General features: G+C 58.1%; 11 protein-coding genes and 1 tRNA gene. 11 read left to right on the forward strand and 1 reads right to left on the reverse strand.

Annotated features, from left to right (window positions below; genetic code table 11):
- Positions 1-105 precede the first annotated feature (105 nt).
- The 11 genes from EOI86_RS19925 to EOI86_RS19975 all read left to right on the forward strand — a co-directional run bounded on the left by EOI86_RS19925 (position 106) and on the right by EOI86_RS19975 (position 12029).
- Complete coding sequence (locus EOI86_RS19925) at positions 106-579, forward strand: YtoQ family protein (protein WP_127767416.1); 474 nt, start codon at positions 106-108, stop codon at positions 577-579.
- A 29-nt stretch (positions 580-608) separates the two neighbouring features.
- The gene (miaA, locus tag EOI86_RS19930; protein ID WP_127767417.1) at positions 609-1559 is read left to right on the forward strand and encodes a tRNA (adenosine(37)-N6)-dimethylallyltransferase MiaA; all 951 of its coding nucleotides are present in this window, start codon (positions 609-611) and stop codon (positions 1557-1559) included.
- 145 nt (positions 1560-1704) lie between these two features.
- Positions 1705-3456 carry an acetolactate synthase 3 large subunit gene (locus EOI86_RS19935; RefSeq protein ID WP_127767418.1) on the forward strand — a complete coding sequence of 584 codons (1752 nt, stop codon included), beginning with the start codon at positions 1705-1707 and terminating at the stop codon, positions 3454-3456.
- An 86-nt stretch (positions 3457-3542) separates the two neighbouring features.
- A complete protein-coding gene (gene ilvN, locus EOI86_RS19940) occupies positions 3543-4115 on the forward strand; it encodes an acetolactate synthase small subunit (RefSeq protein ID WP_127767419.1) in 573 nt (190 codons plus the stop codon).
- 326 nt (positions 4116-4441) lie between these two features.
- The gene (gene ilvC, locus EOI86_RS19945; protein ID WP_127767420.1) at positions 4442-5461 is read left to right on the forward strand and encodes a ketol-acid reductoisomerase; all 1020 of its coding nucleotides are present in this window, start codon (positions 4442-4444) and stop codon (positions 5459-5461) included.
- A 687-nt stretch (positions 5462-6148) separates the two neighbouring features.
- Positions 6149-7189 (forward strand): rod shape-determining protein, encoded by a 1041-nt coding sequence (locus EOI86_RS19950; RefSeq protein ID WP_127767421.1) that lies wholly within the window; start codon positions 6149-6151, stop codon positions 7187-7189.
- A 99-nt stretch (positions 7190-7288) separates the two neighbouring features.
- Complete coding sequence (gene mreC, locus EOI86_RS19955; protein ID WP_240035744.1) at positions 7289-8137, forward strand: rod shape-determining protein MreC; 849 nt, start codon at positions 7289-7291, stop codon at positions 8135-8137.
- A gap of 63 nt (positions 8138-8200) precedes the next feature.
- Positions 8201-8719 carry a rod shape-determining protein MreD gene (gene mreD, locus EOI86_RS19960; RefSeq protein ID WP_127767423.1) on the forward strand — a complete coding sequence of 173 codons (519 nt, stop codon included), beginning with the start codon at positions 8201-8203 and terminating at the stop codon, positions 8717-8719.
- Positions 8720-8723: 4 nt separating this feature from the next.
- Entirely contained in the window at positions 8724-10616 is a 1893-nt protein-coding gene (gene mrdA, locus EOI86_RS19965) for a penicillin-binding protein 2 (RefSeq protein WP_127767424.1), read from the forward strand.
- Positions 10616-11770 carry a rod shape-determining protein RodA gene (gene rodA / locus EOI86_RS19970; RefSeq protein ID WP_240035745.1) on the forward strand — a complete coding sequence of 385 codons (1155 nt, stop codon included), beginning with the start codon at positions 10616-10618 and terminating at the stop codon, positions 11768-11770. Before mrdA ends, rodA begins: the two co-directional genes overlap by 1 nt.
- Positions 11771-11953: 183 nt before the next feature.
- Positions 11954-12029 (forward strand) — tRNA-Lys (locus tag EOI86_RS19975).
- A 276-nt stretch (positions 12030-12305) separates the two neighbouring features.
- On the opposite strand, the gene EOI86_RS19980 is transcribed toward EOI86_RS19975, so the two are convergent.
- Positions 12306-14147, reverse strand: coding sequence for an HlyD family type I secretion periplasmic adaptor subunit (locus tag EOI86_RS19980; protein ID WP_127767425.1), 1842 nt, complete (start codon positions 14145-14147; stop codon positions 12306-12308).
- Position 14148: the final 1 nt, after the last annotated feature.

Genomic DNA, 14148 nt, shown 5'->3' on the forward strand with positions numbered 1-14148 from the left:
TAATCGAATTGCAACTGTCCAGGCCTTTACCCAGGTTGGCCAAGCGGGGTCCGCTCGGCTATGACCTTAGCGGAACATCAAACAGCACTTAAGGGAGGACCGACCATGTCCGGCCTAGAATGGACCGTTTACCTTTCCGGGGAAATCCACACAGACTGGCGCGAACAGATCGAAGAAGGCACCAAAGCCTTGGGTTTGCCGATCCATTTCGTTTCCCCGGTCACGATCCACGAGGATAGCGATGATTGCGGCGTCGCCATCATGGGCGATGCACCTAGCGATTTTTGGAAGGACCAGATGGGCAGTCGGATGAATGCTATCCGGACGCGCACCCTGATCGAACAGGCAGATGCGGCTGTCATCCGCTTCGGCGACAAATACAAACAGTGGAACGCGGCCTATGATGCGGGTATCTGTTCGGCCCTCGGCACGCCATACATCACGTTGCATGACGAGGCGATCAACCACGCCCTGAAGGAAGTGGACGGCGGCGCGCAAGCGGTGGCGCGAACGCCTGAACAAGTGGTCCGCACGCTGCAATACGTGACGACCGGCGTCCTCAATCGGGCCGCGGGTTAACCGCCGCGCCCGCGCTCAGGGATCACGCCGTGCCAACGACCGGGCCGCGTCCCATTCTCGTCATCGCCGGTCCGACCGCGTCAGGTAAATCAGCCTTGGCGCTTCGGGCGGCGCAAGAATGCAACGGGACCGTTATCAATGCGGACTCGATGCAGATCTATGCCGATCTGCGGATCATTACGGCACGCCCAAGCGAAGAAGACGAGGCCACCGCCCCGCATCGCCTTTACGGGATACTTGATGCGGCGGAGGTTTGCTCCGCCGCACGTTGGCGCGACCTGGCCCTGACGGAGATCGAGACCGCCCACGAAGCCGGACGCCTGCCGATCCTTTGCGGTGGAACGGGCCTGTATCTGAAAGCCTTGATCGAAGGGCTTTCCCCGACACCGGACATTCCTGACGACATTCGATCGGCGGTAAGAGAAAGATGCGACCGCGAGGGGCCGGTGGCGATGCATGCGCTTCTCGCCGAACAGGACCCTGAAATGGCATCCCGCCTGAACCCGACCGACAGCCAGCGCATCTGCCGCGCGCTTGAAGTCGTGACCGCGACGGGCCGCAGCCTTGCCGATTGGCAGAATGACGCGCCGGATGGCCCGCCCGCGGATCTGCATTTCCATACCGTCGCGCTTCTGCCGCCGCGGGACGTGCTTTATGAAGGGATCAACAAACGGTTCGACCAAATGGTCGAACTGGGCGCGTTGGACGAAGTTCGCCGACTGGACGAGCGCCATTTGGACCCGAAGCTGCCGGCCATGAAAGCACTCGGTGTGCCCGAATTGCGGGCCTTTCTGCACGGCGAAATGACATTGCCGGAAGCCGTCACATCGGCCGCGACAAAGAGCCGCCGCTACGCAAAAAGGCAAAATACCTGGCTGAAAAGTCAGATTATTATAAATTTTTCTATCAATGCGAAATTTTCAGAAAGTTTAACGACCTCTTTTTTTGCATTTATTCGTGAAAACGGGTTGACCAGCTAATACACGGCCCATATTGTGCGCCCGCGCGGGCCGGGAGGCCCGTGTTTCACATCTCGGCTGCATTTTTTTGAAGCGGTCGGCGCCATTCCGGCGCCGGGCTTGGTATCGCCGCCGGGGAGACTGAAAAGACACAAGGAACCTAGTCATGAGTACGATATCGATGAGCGGCGCCCAGATCATCATCAAGTCTTTGGTGGATCAGGGTGTAGATGTCGTATTCGGCTATCCGGGCGGTGCGGTCCTTCCGATTTATGACGAGCTGTTCAAGCAGAACAAGATCCGCCACGTCTTGGTCCGGCACGAGCAAGGCGCGGTGCATGCCGCGGAAGGCTATGCGAGATCCACCGGTAAGGTGGGCGTGGTGCTGGTGACCAGCGGTCCAGGCGCCACCAACGCGGTGACCGGCCTGACCGACGCCCTTATGGATTCCATTCCGATCGTTTGCCTGACCGGCCAGGTGCCAACCCATCTGATTGGCAACGACGCCTTCCAGGAATGCGACACGACCGGCATTACGCGCCCCTGCACCAAGCACAATTATCTGGTGAAAAGCGTCAACGATCTGTCGAAAACGATGCATGAAGCTTTCTATGTGTCGCGCAGCGGACGGCCGGGGCCCGTTGTTATCGATATTCCGAAGGACGTGCAGTTCGCTGCCGGCCCCTATTCCGGCCCGGAAAATGTGCAGCACAAGACGTATCGACCGAAGGTGAAACCGGACCGCGAAAAGGTGGAACGGACCGTGGACCTGCTTCTGTCCGCGAAACGTCCGGTGATCTACGCGGGCGGTGGCATCATCAATGCGGGCCCCGCCGCCAGCACATTGCTGACTGAATTTGTCAGGATGACCAATTTCCCGACCACCTTGACCCTGATGGGGTTGGGTGCGCTGCCGGCAAGTTCACCCCAATTCCTGGGCATGCTGGGAATGCACGGCACTTATGAGGCCAACTGGACCATGCATGACTGCGACGTCATGCTTTGCCTGGGCGCGCGTTTCGACGACCGGATCACCGGGCGGCTCGATGCCTTTTCGCCGAATTCCAAGAAAATCCACGTCGATATCGACGCGTCCTCGATCAACAAAAACGTCCAGGTGGATCTCGGCATCGTTGGCGATGTCGGCCATTTCCTGGAAGACATGATTAAGGTTTATAAGAGCCGTCAGCGCCAACCAGACCAGGACGCTTTGGCCGCTTGGTGGCGCAAGATCGACGAGTGGCGCAGCATTAAGTGCCTCGACTTCACGACGAATGACGAGCAGATCAAGCCGCAGCAGGCTATCCGCCGCTTGTTCGAAATGACCAAGGACCGCGATCCCTATATCACGACCGAGGTCGGGCAGCACCAGATGTGGGCCGCTCAGCACTTCAATTTCTACGGTCCGAACAAATGGATGACATCCGGTGGTTTGGGTACGATGGGCTACGGCCTGCCGGCAGCCGTTGGCGCCCAGATCGCGCATCCGGACGACCTTGTCATCGACATCGCCGGCGAAGCGTCGATCCTGATGAACATTCAGGAAATGTCCACGGCGGTCCAATACCGCCTGCCGGTCAAGGTCTTTATCCTGAACAACAAATATATGGGTATGGTTCGCCAGTGGCAGGAACTGCTGCATGGGGGCCGGTATTCGGAAAGCTATTCCGAAGCGCTGCCCGACTTCGTCAAATTGGCCGATGCCTATGGCGGCAAGGGCCTTCGGGCGACCAAGCCGTCCGAGTTGGACGCAACGATTCAGGAGATGCTGGACTATCCGGGCCCGGTCATCGCCGATATTGCGGTCGACGCGGCGGAAAACTGCTTCCCGATGATTCCGTCGGGAGCAGCCCACAACGACATGCTTTTGGCAGCTGACGCGAATGCGATCGACGACAAGGGCAAGGTTCTCGTTTGATAGCGTCCCGCTTGCTCTTCTTTCCATAAAACTGGCGCCGCCGCGTCCCACACGCGGCGGCAGCCTGAAAACCTGAGGATTTTCCCATGGCTTCCAATGCGACAGCGAGCCCGCAGCAACCGGGCGCCGCCTATACCTTCCAGGACCCGGACAAAGAAGTCCGCCGCCACACATTCGCGGTGATCGTTGACAACGAGCCCGGCGTTCTGGCCCGTGTGATCGGCTTGTTCGCCGGCCGGGGCTACAACATCGAGAGCCTTACCGTTTCGACCGTCACCGAAGATGAATCCGTCAGCCGGATCAACATCGTCACCACGGGCACGGCAATGATCATCGAACAGATCAAGGCGCAGTTGAACCGACTCGTCCCGGTTCACAACGTCCACGATCTGACGATCGAAGGCCCTTCGGTGGAGAAGGAACTGGCTTTGGTCAAAGTGCGCGCCACGGAGCATCAACGCCGCGAAAGCCTGCGGATTGCCGACATTTTCGGGGCAACGGTTGCGGACACAACCTTGGAGTCGTTCATCTTTCAGATCGGCGGTTCGCCGGACAAGGTGGATAGTTTCATCGAATTGATGCGGGCACTGGGTGAGACGGAAATCGCACGGTCGGGGATTGTCGCCGTTTCACGCGGGGCGTCCATCACCTCGGTCTGATGCCGTGACCAAATCGCCGGACGAAAGCCCGGTGACGGTTCGCGTGAATTTGCCCCACTGAGAACAGTGAAGTCCGATACGTTTCCTCGACCACGGGACGGCGCATCCGATCGATAAAACTGCCCTCGTTTTCGTGGGACCGTGATCGGGTAAAGGGACGATCCAAAAATGTCGGGAAAATTGCACGGGCCGCACAACAGTAATGCTTGAAATCCAACGCGTTCAGCCGTTTCAAGCGTTGCCCTTGCGGCGCAAGATCGCTAGAAACACGCGAGCTTTCAAGATCGAATGTTACCCAAACGTACTGTGAGGAAGGGGACGCCGAAATGCGCGTTTATTATGACCGCGATGCGGATGTAAATCTAATCAAAACCAAAAAAGTCGTGATCGTCGGGTATGGTAGCCAAGGCCACGCCCATGCCATGAACCTGCGCGATAGCGGTGTCGCTGATATTCGCGTCGCCCTGCGCGAAGGCTCCGCCACCCGTGCCAAGGTCGAAGCCGCCGGATTTACCTGCATGACGCCGACCGAAGCCGCCGGCTGGGCCGATGTCGTCATGATGCTGACGCCGGACGAATTGCAGGCCGATATCTACCGTGACGAACTGCACGAAAACATGAAGGAAGGCGCGGCACTTTGCTTCGCCCACGGCCTGAACGTGCATTTCAACCTGATTGAAGCCCGTAAAGACCTGGATGTCTTCATGATCGCGCCGAAGGGTCCGGGTCATACGGTCCGTTCCGAATATCTGCGTGGCGGCGGTGTGCCGACCCTGGTCGCTGTTGACCAGGACGCGTCCGGCAATGCGCTGGAAATCGCGCTGTCATACGCCTGCGCCAATGGCGGCGGCCGGGCCGGCATTATCGAGACGACCTTCAAGGAAGAATGCGAAACCGATCTGTTCGGTGAGCAGGTCGTCCTTTGCGGGGGGCTTGTCGAACTGATCCGTGCTGGTTTCGAAACCCTGGTTGAAGCCGGCTATGCCCCGGAAATGGCGTATTTCGAATGCCTGCACGAAGTGAAGCTGATCGTCGATCTGATCTACGAAGGCGGCATCGCCAACATGAACTACTCCATCTCCAACACCGCGGAGTATGGTGAGTATGTCACCGGCCCGCGGATCATCACGTCAGAAACCAAGGCTGAGATGAAGCGCGTTCTGACCGATATTCAATCCGGTAAATTTACCCGCGACTGGATGTTGGAAAACAAGGTCAACCAAACCAGCTTCAAAGCCACCCGTCGCCTGAACGACGCGCACCCGATCGAAGAGGTCGGCGAAAAGCTGCGTGGTATGATGCCGTGGATTTCGGAAAAGGCCCTGGTCGACAAGACCAAGAACTAAGACCCAGCGCCCGCGGCGACGCGGGCTGCAATTTCCTGAACGGGCGTCATCCATGGGTGGCGCCCGTTTTCTTTGTCATTCCCCTCAACACTCAGGCAGAACACTAACTTATTGTTTAACAACCATCTTCCAATTTCGTTGCGCCAACAACCTTTGAAGACTAAACGGTTTCTTGGTTCACAAGTAAGTTTTTACTTGGACATTACATAATTCTTATCGAACGCCACGGTGCAGGCTTCCAAAACATTGGAAAATTCCCCAGAAAACAGCCAATTTAAGCCATTCGTTGCCGCAACAACTAAATACTTCGCTCTTTTACCGAATTTTAAGATTTCTGGGACAAACATCATTGCTTACGAGACTAAATGCCAGTAACTTCCGTCGAAGTTAGATGGGACTATTGGTGCACTACTTCAATTATTGCCGATTTGTCGTTTTTTGACCTTTTGACTCCTGACGACCTTTTGAGAGGGTCCATGGGGCATTCGGAACCGAACGGCGATCATCGGCAAGCGGGGGATGGCCCGCGATGGGGCTGACAGTAGAAATCTACCGGCATGTTTCGGCGGCCGAGCAACGGGTCCTGGGGAAAGATTTCCCCACCAGGATCGCTGCAAACGACCGTGATGCCGCGACCGATGCCCACAACGCCAGCGCCCCCCACCAACGAGAAGGTTACTGACGACAATGTTCTCCCGACTCCTCGGCTTTCTGTCCGCTGATATGGCGATCGATCTTGGGACCGCAAACACGCTGGTCTATGTAAAGGGCCGTGGGATCGTTCTGAACGAACCGTCGGTCGTTGCCATCGCCGAAGTTAAAGGCAAGAAACAGGTTCTGGCTGTCGGCGACGAGGCAAAAATGATGCTGGGCCGCACGCCCGGAAATATTCAAGCCATCCGCCCGCTGCGGGACGGCGTTATCGCCGACTTCGAAGTCGCCGAGGAAATGATCAAGCACTTCATTCGCAAAGTGCATAACCGTCGCAGCTTCGCCAGCCCGCAAGTCATCGTCTGCGTCCCGTCGGGATCGACGGCGGTGGAACGGCGCGCGATCCAGGAATCAGCGGAAAGCGCCGGCGCCCGTCGCGTCTTCCTGATCGAGGAACCCATGGCGGCTGCTATCGGGGCCAATCTGCCGGTGACGGAGCCGACAGGGTCCATGGTGGTCGATATCGGCGGCGGTACGACCGAAGTCGCGGTCCTCTCACTTGGCGGCATCGTGTATTCCCGTTCCGTCCGCGTCGGCGGCGATAAGATGGATGAGGCGATCATCGCCTATATCCGCCGGAACCATAACCTGCTGGTTGGTGAGGGATCTGCGGAACGGATCAAAAAGGAAATCGGATCAGCCTGCCAACCCACGGACGGTGACGGCAAGCTGATGGAAATAAAGGGTCGCGACTTGATGAACGGCGTTCCGAAGGAACTCGTCATCTCGGAACGTCAGATCGCGGAAAGCCTGGCCGAACCGGTCGGTGCGATCGTCGAAGCGGTGAAGGTCGCCCTGGAACAGACCCCGCCCGAACTGGCGGCGGATATCGTCGACAAGGGGATCGTACTCACGGGCGGCGGCGGCATGCTGTCGAACCTGGATTTCGTCCTGCGGCACGCCACAGGACTGCCCGTCTCCATCGCCGATGACGCGCTTTCCTGCGTCGCATTGGGCACCGGACGTTGCCTGGAAGAAATGCGGACTTTGCGTAACGTTCTGATAAGCATGTATTAACCTTTGGATGATAAAACTGCGGCAATCGGGGACGCGGTAGTCGCGTAGCCGGAACTGCAAAGGGCCAATTTAGCAATGGCGCCACGGTCGGGAACAACAATGATGAGGATAGCGGTACCCTTGCGCTCTTTCGCGCAAAGGTTCGCATTCGTCCTGCTTCTCGCCTGCGCCGTCGCGATCATGCTTGTCGGCAAGGCCGATCCCCTAACCTTTGAACGCGCCCGCACCGAAGTGACCGATCTGGTTACGCCGTTGTTGGACGCTATTGCACAACCTGTTGCGACGGCCGCCCGTGTCGTAGACGAAGCGGAGCAGCTTTTTGCGCTTCGTGACGAAAACGCACGCCTTCGCGAGGAAAACGCACGCCTCAAACAATGGCAGTCCGCCGCGCTGAATTTGCAAAGCGAAAACGACCAGCTGCGTGAATTGCTGGCCTACCAGCCCAAAGACGCCGTCCGCTATATTACCGCCCGCGTCGTGGGTGACCGGGGTGGCGCCTTCGTCCGCAGCATCCTGATCAACGAAGGGTCCGATGGCGGTGTCAAAAAGGGCCAAGCCGCGCTGGTCAGCGACGGTCTGCTGGGCCGGGTCGCGTCTGTCGGCGAAAACTCCGCCCGGGTCCTTTTGATTACCGATTTGAACAGCCGTATTCCGGTGATGGTTCAGGAAACACGAATTCGCGCCGTCCTCGCAGGCGACAATTCGCAAACCCCTCGTCTGGTCTTCCTGTCCGCCAATGCGACGGTTAAAAAAGGTCAGCGCATCGTAACGTCCGGCCATGGGGATGCATTCCCCCCGGGCCTGCCGGTTGGTGAGATCACCGAGGTTGGCGAAGCCGGCGTACGCGTACGAGCCTTTGCCAGCGAAGACCGTTTGCGCTTTATTCGGTTGGTCGACTTTGGACGAGACGGAATTCTGACGCCCCCCAGCGCCGGTGTCAGCGAGTAGTAACGGCGCAGGTTTTCTTTGGCTGCGGCCTCACGAGGTCATGATTTGACCCAAGGTTTTGCAATGCAGATGACACTCCTGCAACGGCTGGACTTGTACCTGCGGTTCTCTCTGCCGGTTGCCCTGACGATTCTGCTCGCCATTCTGGGTGTTGTTCCCCTGCACGCACCGAGCTACGCGCCAGTCGCCCCCATGCTTGTCCTCGCGTCCCTTTACTATTGGGCGATCTATCGGCCACAAATGATGCCGTTGATCCTGGTTTTCCTGGTCGGCCTGTTCCACGACATACTGATCGGCGGACCGCTGGGCGTGAATGCCCTGGCCTATCTTGCCGCCTATGGTCTCGTCGCGGGTCAGCGGCGGGTCTTTCTGGGCAAATCGTTCGGTGTCGTTTGGTGGGGTTTCATGCTGGTTGCCGGTGCGGTGGAAGCGCTGCGCTGGATTCTCATCTCCGCGCTGGGCGGCACGGTTCTCGATCCCCTGCCCGGCTTTTTCACCTATGTCTCTTCGGTCGGTGTTTATCCATTGTTGTCCCTGCTCTTCTCGTCAGTGCACAAACTGATCCCCATGCCGGAGCACTGACGTCATGAAGCCGGAACGCACCCGTTCGAAAACATTTACCCGGCGCGCCGCCCTGCTTACCGGTGCGAAGATGGCTTTACTGGGCGGCCTGACAGCGCGGATGTATTACCTGCAAGTCGTTGAATCCGAGCGCTATAAAATGCTGGCGGAAGACAACCGGATAAATTTCCGGCTTCTGGCGCCGCCGCGCGGCTTCATCGTCGATCGCAACGGCGACTATCTGGCCATCAATATCCAGAATTATCAGGTCACCCTCGTGCGCGAACAGGCCAAGGATGTCGAGGAAGTCCTCGCCAGATTGGCCCAGGTCATTGACTTGGAAGAACATGAAATTGCGAAAGTCCTGCGGGAAACTCAGCGTCGCCGCAGCTTCGTGCCGATCACCGTCCGCGATAATCTGACCTGGGAAGAAGTAAGCCGCATCGGCGTCAACGCACCGGACCTGCCCGGCATCAGCATTGATGTCGGCCAATCGCGCCACTACCCCTATGGGCCGGATATGGCGCATGTGGTCGGCTATGTTTCATCGGTTTCTCAAGAAGATCTCTCCGGCGATCCGTTGCTGGAACTGCCTGGCTTCCGGATCGGCAAGAACGGGATCGAAAAGCGCTATGATCTGGCGCTGCGCGGACAGGGCGGCACCAGTCAGGTGGAGGTCAACGCACTTGGCCGCGTAATCAAGGAAATCGATCGGCAGGAGGGGCAACCCGGCCGAGAGTTGAAACTGACCCTGGACATGCGCCTGCAGCAGATGATCGCCGAACGGATCAAGGATGAAAAATCCGCGGCCGTCGTGGTGATGGACGCCAAGACCGGGGCCGTGCGGGCGCTTACCTCCATTCCCGCCTATGACCCGAATACGTTCAGCGAAGGGCTCAGCACCAAGCAGTGGAACGACTTGGTCAACAATCCGTATTCCCCGCTGACCAACAAGGCGGTCGCCGGGCAATATGCCCCTGGATCCACCTTCAAGGCCGCAGTCGCCCTGGCGGCACTGGAAAACGGCATTTCGCCGGATCATAGTGTTTTCTGCCCCGGCCACATGCGGCTGGGGGACCGCCGGTTCCATTGCTGGAAACGGTATGGCCACGGCCATATGGAACTGGTCGACGCCCTGCGGGAATCTTGCGACGTCTGGTTCTATGACGTCGCCCGCCGGATCGGCGTCGACGCGATTGCAAAGGCGGCCAACAAGCTGGGCCTGGGCGCACCAACCGGCATCGATCTATTGGGCGAACGGGGCGGCTTGATCCCCACCAAACAATGGAAACGGGACAAGCGGGGCCAGCCCTGGCATGCCGGCGAAACGCTGATCGTTGGGATCGGACAGGGTTATGTTCTGACCACACCGCTGCAACTTGCCGTCATGACCGCGCGGATCGTCAATGGCGGGAAAGCCGTGTCCCCCTTCCTTTCCGTTGATCAGATCGACGGCAGGGACGCGCATGAGCGGACGGAACAGGAAATACCGTCCTTGAACATCAATCCGGACCATTTGCGGATCATCATGCAAGGGATGGACGAGGTGGTGAACAGCCCGCGGGGTACAGCCCGCCGATCAGCTATCAAGGAACCTGACAGGGCGATGGGGGGCAAGACCGGAACGGCCCAGGTTCGCCGCATCAGCAAGGCAGAACGCGATACAGGTGTTCGAAAATCGGAAGAAATGGAATGGCGCCTGCGGGACCATGCCCTGTTTGTCGGATATGCCCCGGTTCACGACCCCCGTTTCGTCGTGTCCGTTATCGTGGAACACGGCGGCGGTGGTTCTAGCGTAGCGGCGCCGATTGCAAGCGACGTATTGAAAGAAACCCAACGTCTTTTCTTCGATGAAGATGAAAATGCCGTCACGCCCACTGAAACCGGTGAGAACGACGCGAACCGGAGGACCGGCTGATGCGGTCAGGTATGAGCGAATTCGGCGTTCCCGAACTGACGTTGCAGCAGAAGGTTTTTCAGATCAATTGGCTGTTGGTGCTGCTCGTCACCAGCATTGCCTGCATCGGTTTCGCTATGTTGTATTCCGCGGCCAATGGCAGTTGGTCGCCTTGGGCGATCCGGCAGGCTTCAATCTTTGGCGGCGGCGTGGTGCTGATGCTGTTTATTGCGCTCGTCGATATACGCCTGTGGCTGCGCTACGCCTATGTGCTTTATTTCCTCGCCCTGCTCGCCTTGGTCGCTGTAGAACTCTTTGGTGAAGAAAGAAAAGGCGCACAGCGTTGGATCAGCCTTTGGGTGCTCGACCTGCAGCCGTCCGAACCGATGAAAATCATGCTCGTGCTGGCCCTGGCGCGATACTTCCACGGGATTTCAATTGAGGACATCGGCCGGCCCACCGTCTTAATCGTTCCCCTATTGCTCGTTGCCGCGCCGGCCCTGCTCATACTGCGTCAGCCAGACCTCGGCACCACCGTGATGCTGATCGCCGGCGGGGGCATCATGTTCTATCTCGCCGGTGTTCGGATTTGGAAATTCCTGGCCGTCATTGCATCGGTCCTGGCCGCCGTCCCATTCTTGTGGAGTTCGCTTCACGACTATCAAAAACAACGGGTTTTCACATTCCTGGACCCTGAACGGGACCCACTCGGTGCCGGCTACAACATCATGCAGTCCAAAATCGCCATCGGATCCGGCGGATTTTCCGGCAAAGGTTTTCTACAGGGCACGCAAAGCCATCTGAACTTCTTGCCCGAGAAACAGACAGATTTCATCTTTACTATGCTGACCGAAGAATTCGGATTGATGGGCGGCGGGATCGTCCTCGCGCTTTATGGCGCGATCATGCTCTACGGTCTGATCATCGCCATGCGGGCGCGCACGCAATTCAGCCGGCTGCTGGCGATGGGCGTTGTTTCGACCTTGGCGCTCTATGTCTTCGTCAATGTTTCCATGGTGCTCGGCTTGATCCCGGTTGTCGGCGCGCCCTTGCCGCTGATTTCTTTCGGCGGAACGGCCATGCTGACGGTGATGATCGGTTTCGGTTGGCTGATGAATGTGTATATCCATCGGGAAACACGGATCGGCCGGCGCTGGGACGAATCCGCGCCCTAGCTTCCTCGTATTACGGGTCGGCGATGTCAGAGCCCGAAATACCGCCAGATGCCCCGACCAAGCGATAGCGCCGGCAGAGCATGAATACAGGCTTGGCAAGCCAAACCGCATTTGGTATTACCCGCGCCTGCCCGGAACGGCTTTATCAAAAGCCGCCCTCCGGGCCTTTGCCGCCAAGGCAATGGGTGCATAGCTCAGATGGTAGAGCAGCTGACTCTTAATCAGCGGGTCGCAGGTTCGAGCCCTGCTGCACCCACCAACAACCAAATGGCCCAACCCGGACATTTAGGTTACGGAACGCCCCTAAGACAGGGGTAACGCACGCCCGCAAAAGGGTGCGCCGATTGTCCGAAAAGTTCTCTGTTCCAAATCGATTTTTCCCAAATCGTAGAGTACGAAGATGACGAGACATATCCTCTCGTCGACTTCCTAGAATCCTACTCTCTGCACTGCCACCACTGTGGAGGAGGCTCTTCTTTCAATACATTCAGATGTGGCCGCAAACGGTGCGCATGAGGGCGGTGAAAAGAGAGCTTCACGGTTCCTTGAAACTGTTGTCCAAGGCGCGCGCGATCGGATAGACGAAGTAAGAGATCACCTTGCGTTTGCCGACGGTGATCTCGGCCGTTCCCGTCATGCCTGGAATCAATCGGAAATTCGCGGGCACGCTGCGTAAATCATGGTCGGTGATCTCAACCTTGGTCCGGTAGGTGGGTTCGGATTTTCCATCCTCGGCCTTGACCGTGTCCTCGCTGATCAAAAGGACCGTTCCTTGAAGGCTGCCGAATTTTTGGAAAGGCAAAGCGTCCAACTTTATCCGCACCGGATCGCCAACCTTAATCTGGCCGACGTCTTTCGGCGCAACACTCGCTTCCATCTGCAACTCGACATCCAATGGCACGATCGTAAAGAAAGGTTCGGCCTGCTGCACCACGGACCCGGCAGAGCGATCCGCAATGTCCAACACGATTCCACGGGCGGGCGCCGTCAGTGAAACAAGACTTTCGCGCCGTTCGGACTTCTTCAGTCTCTCTTCCATCTCCTGACGTTGACGACGTGTCGCGGCAAGTTGTTGCGCGATCTGGGATCGATGGTTGCTGGTATAGGCTTCACGGTCCTGCCGTGCGGCTTCCCGTTCATGAATGAGGCGCTGACGAACGCTCAACAGGCGGCGCTGCTCGCGCTCGACGGACAATCGCTGATTCTTGGCCACCAGGAACTGAACGCGCGACCCATATCCGTCGTTCATCAGCTTGATGCGCATGCCTTCGATCTCTCTCAGCACCTCAACCTGCTCAGCCATGTCTGCCGCGTCCTGCCGGTTGATGACGAGGTCCGCCTCAAGCTGGGAAATTCGTTCGTTCCAGGATGACAGGGTCGCGACATATTCGGCGCGCCGCCGGTCGAAAATCTCCCTCTGCAAAAGATCAATCGCTGGAACGGGTGAAAAACTTTCCGGATCGCTTGCGGCAAGCTCCGCGGTCAACCGCCGCTCCTCAGCCGCAATGCTGATCAGGCTGGATCGGCTTGCCTGGAGGTCTGCTTCAGCAAAAGTCGCATCCAAAGTCGCCAACAACTGCCCTTCTTCGACGATGTCCCCTTCCTTCACCTCGATACCCAGGACCACCGCGGTTTCGACCGGCTGAACCAGGATATTGGGAACGGCCGGCGCGACCCGGCCCGGGGCGATGACCGCCGTATCAATTTCCGCAAAGGAAGCCCAGGTGAGTACCGAGAGAAAGAACCCGACGATCAGATACAAAGTGACCTTGGCGATCATCGGAAAACGGCTTTGTTCCAGTTCCACGGCATCCGGTCGGAACTCGGACAAATCGTCGGACGAGGAAAAGAACCGGCGCATCGCACCGATAGGCGAGAGCCGTTTTCGCAGGGGAGTGGGTGTCTCCCCCATATCACCGCCGCGCACCTTGTTCTCCAACTGGGATTTCAAGAAATACTGATGCGCCATTCGGTCATTGGTTTCCCGCAAATTGCCGATCAGGCGATTCACGAGGTCGAGGGCGAATTGCGGGTCCTGTTCCATCCGGGCCAGGAATTCGGAAACGGCAAACCGCTCCACCACGACATCCGTTTCCGCGTAAGCGGAGGCACTGCGCGGCTTCCCGTCAATGATTCCCATTTCGCCGAACAATTCGCCCGCGTGGATGCGGCGCAGATGAACCTCGCCTTTCCCGGTATCCTTCGTCAGCCAGACCGTGCCGGAACGGATCAGATAGGCGACGTCGCTGTCCTCGCCTTCGAAGAAAAGATACTCTCCGGCGCCGAAGTGAACGCTGTTGTCCTTGCGTGGTCCTTGGACAGGTTGCAGATTGCCGCCTAGCGGGGTGATCTTCGCGGCGGGTTGTGTCGATGCCATA

Origin of the sequence: Hwanghaeella grinnelliae (assembly GCF_004005845.1) — a bacterium.
Taxonomy (GTDB): domain Bacteria; phylum Pseudomonadota; class Alphaproteobacteria; order UBA8366; family Aestuariispiraceae; genus Hwanghaeella; species Hwanghaeella grinnelliae.

What these genes read in the sequence shown, in the direction of transcription:
- EOI86_RS19980 (WP_127767425.1), bottom strand. Translation starts at nt 14,147, where the DNA reads ATGGCATCGACACAACCCGCCGCGAAGATCACCCCGCTAGGCGGCAAT.
- ilvC (WP_127767420.1), top strand. Translation starts at nt 4,442, where the DNA reads ATGCGCGTTTATTATGACCGCGATGCGGATGTAAATCTAATCAAAACC.
- mreC (WP_240035744.1), top strand. Translation starts at nt 7,289, where the DNA reads ATGATGAGGATAGCGGTACCCTTGCGCTCTTTCGCGCAAAGGTTCGCA.
- EOI86_RS19950 (WP_127767421.1), top strand. Translation starts at nt 6,149, where the DNA reads ATGTTCTCCCGACTCCTCGGCTTTCTGTCCGCTGATATGGCGATCGAT.
- rodA (WP_240035745.1), top strand. Translation starts at nt 10,616, where the DNA reads ATGCGGTCAGGTATGAGCGAATTCGGCGTTCCCGAACTGACGTTGCAG.
- mrdA (WP_127767424.1), top strand. Translation starts at nt 8,724, where the DNA reads ATGAAGCCGGAACGCACCCGTTCGAAAACATTTACCCGGCGCGCCGCC.
- EOI86_RS19935 (WP_127767418.1), top strand. Translation starts at nt 1,705, where the DNA reads ATGAGTACGATATCGATGAGCGGCGCCCAGATCATCATCAAGTCTTTG.
- ilvN (WP_127767419.1), top strand. Translation starts at nt 3,543, where the DNA reads ATGGCTTCCAATGCGACAGCGAGCCCGCAGCAACCGGGCGCCGCCTAT.
- EOI86_RS19925 (WP_127767416.1), top strand. Translation starts at nt 106, where the DNA reads ATGTCCGGCCTAGAATGGACCGTTTACCTTTCCGGGGAAATCCACACA.
- mreD (WP_127767423.1), top strand. Translation starts at nt 8,201, where the DNA reads ATGCAGATGACACTCCTGCAACGGCTGGACTTGTACCTGCGGTTCTCT.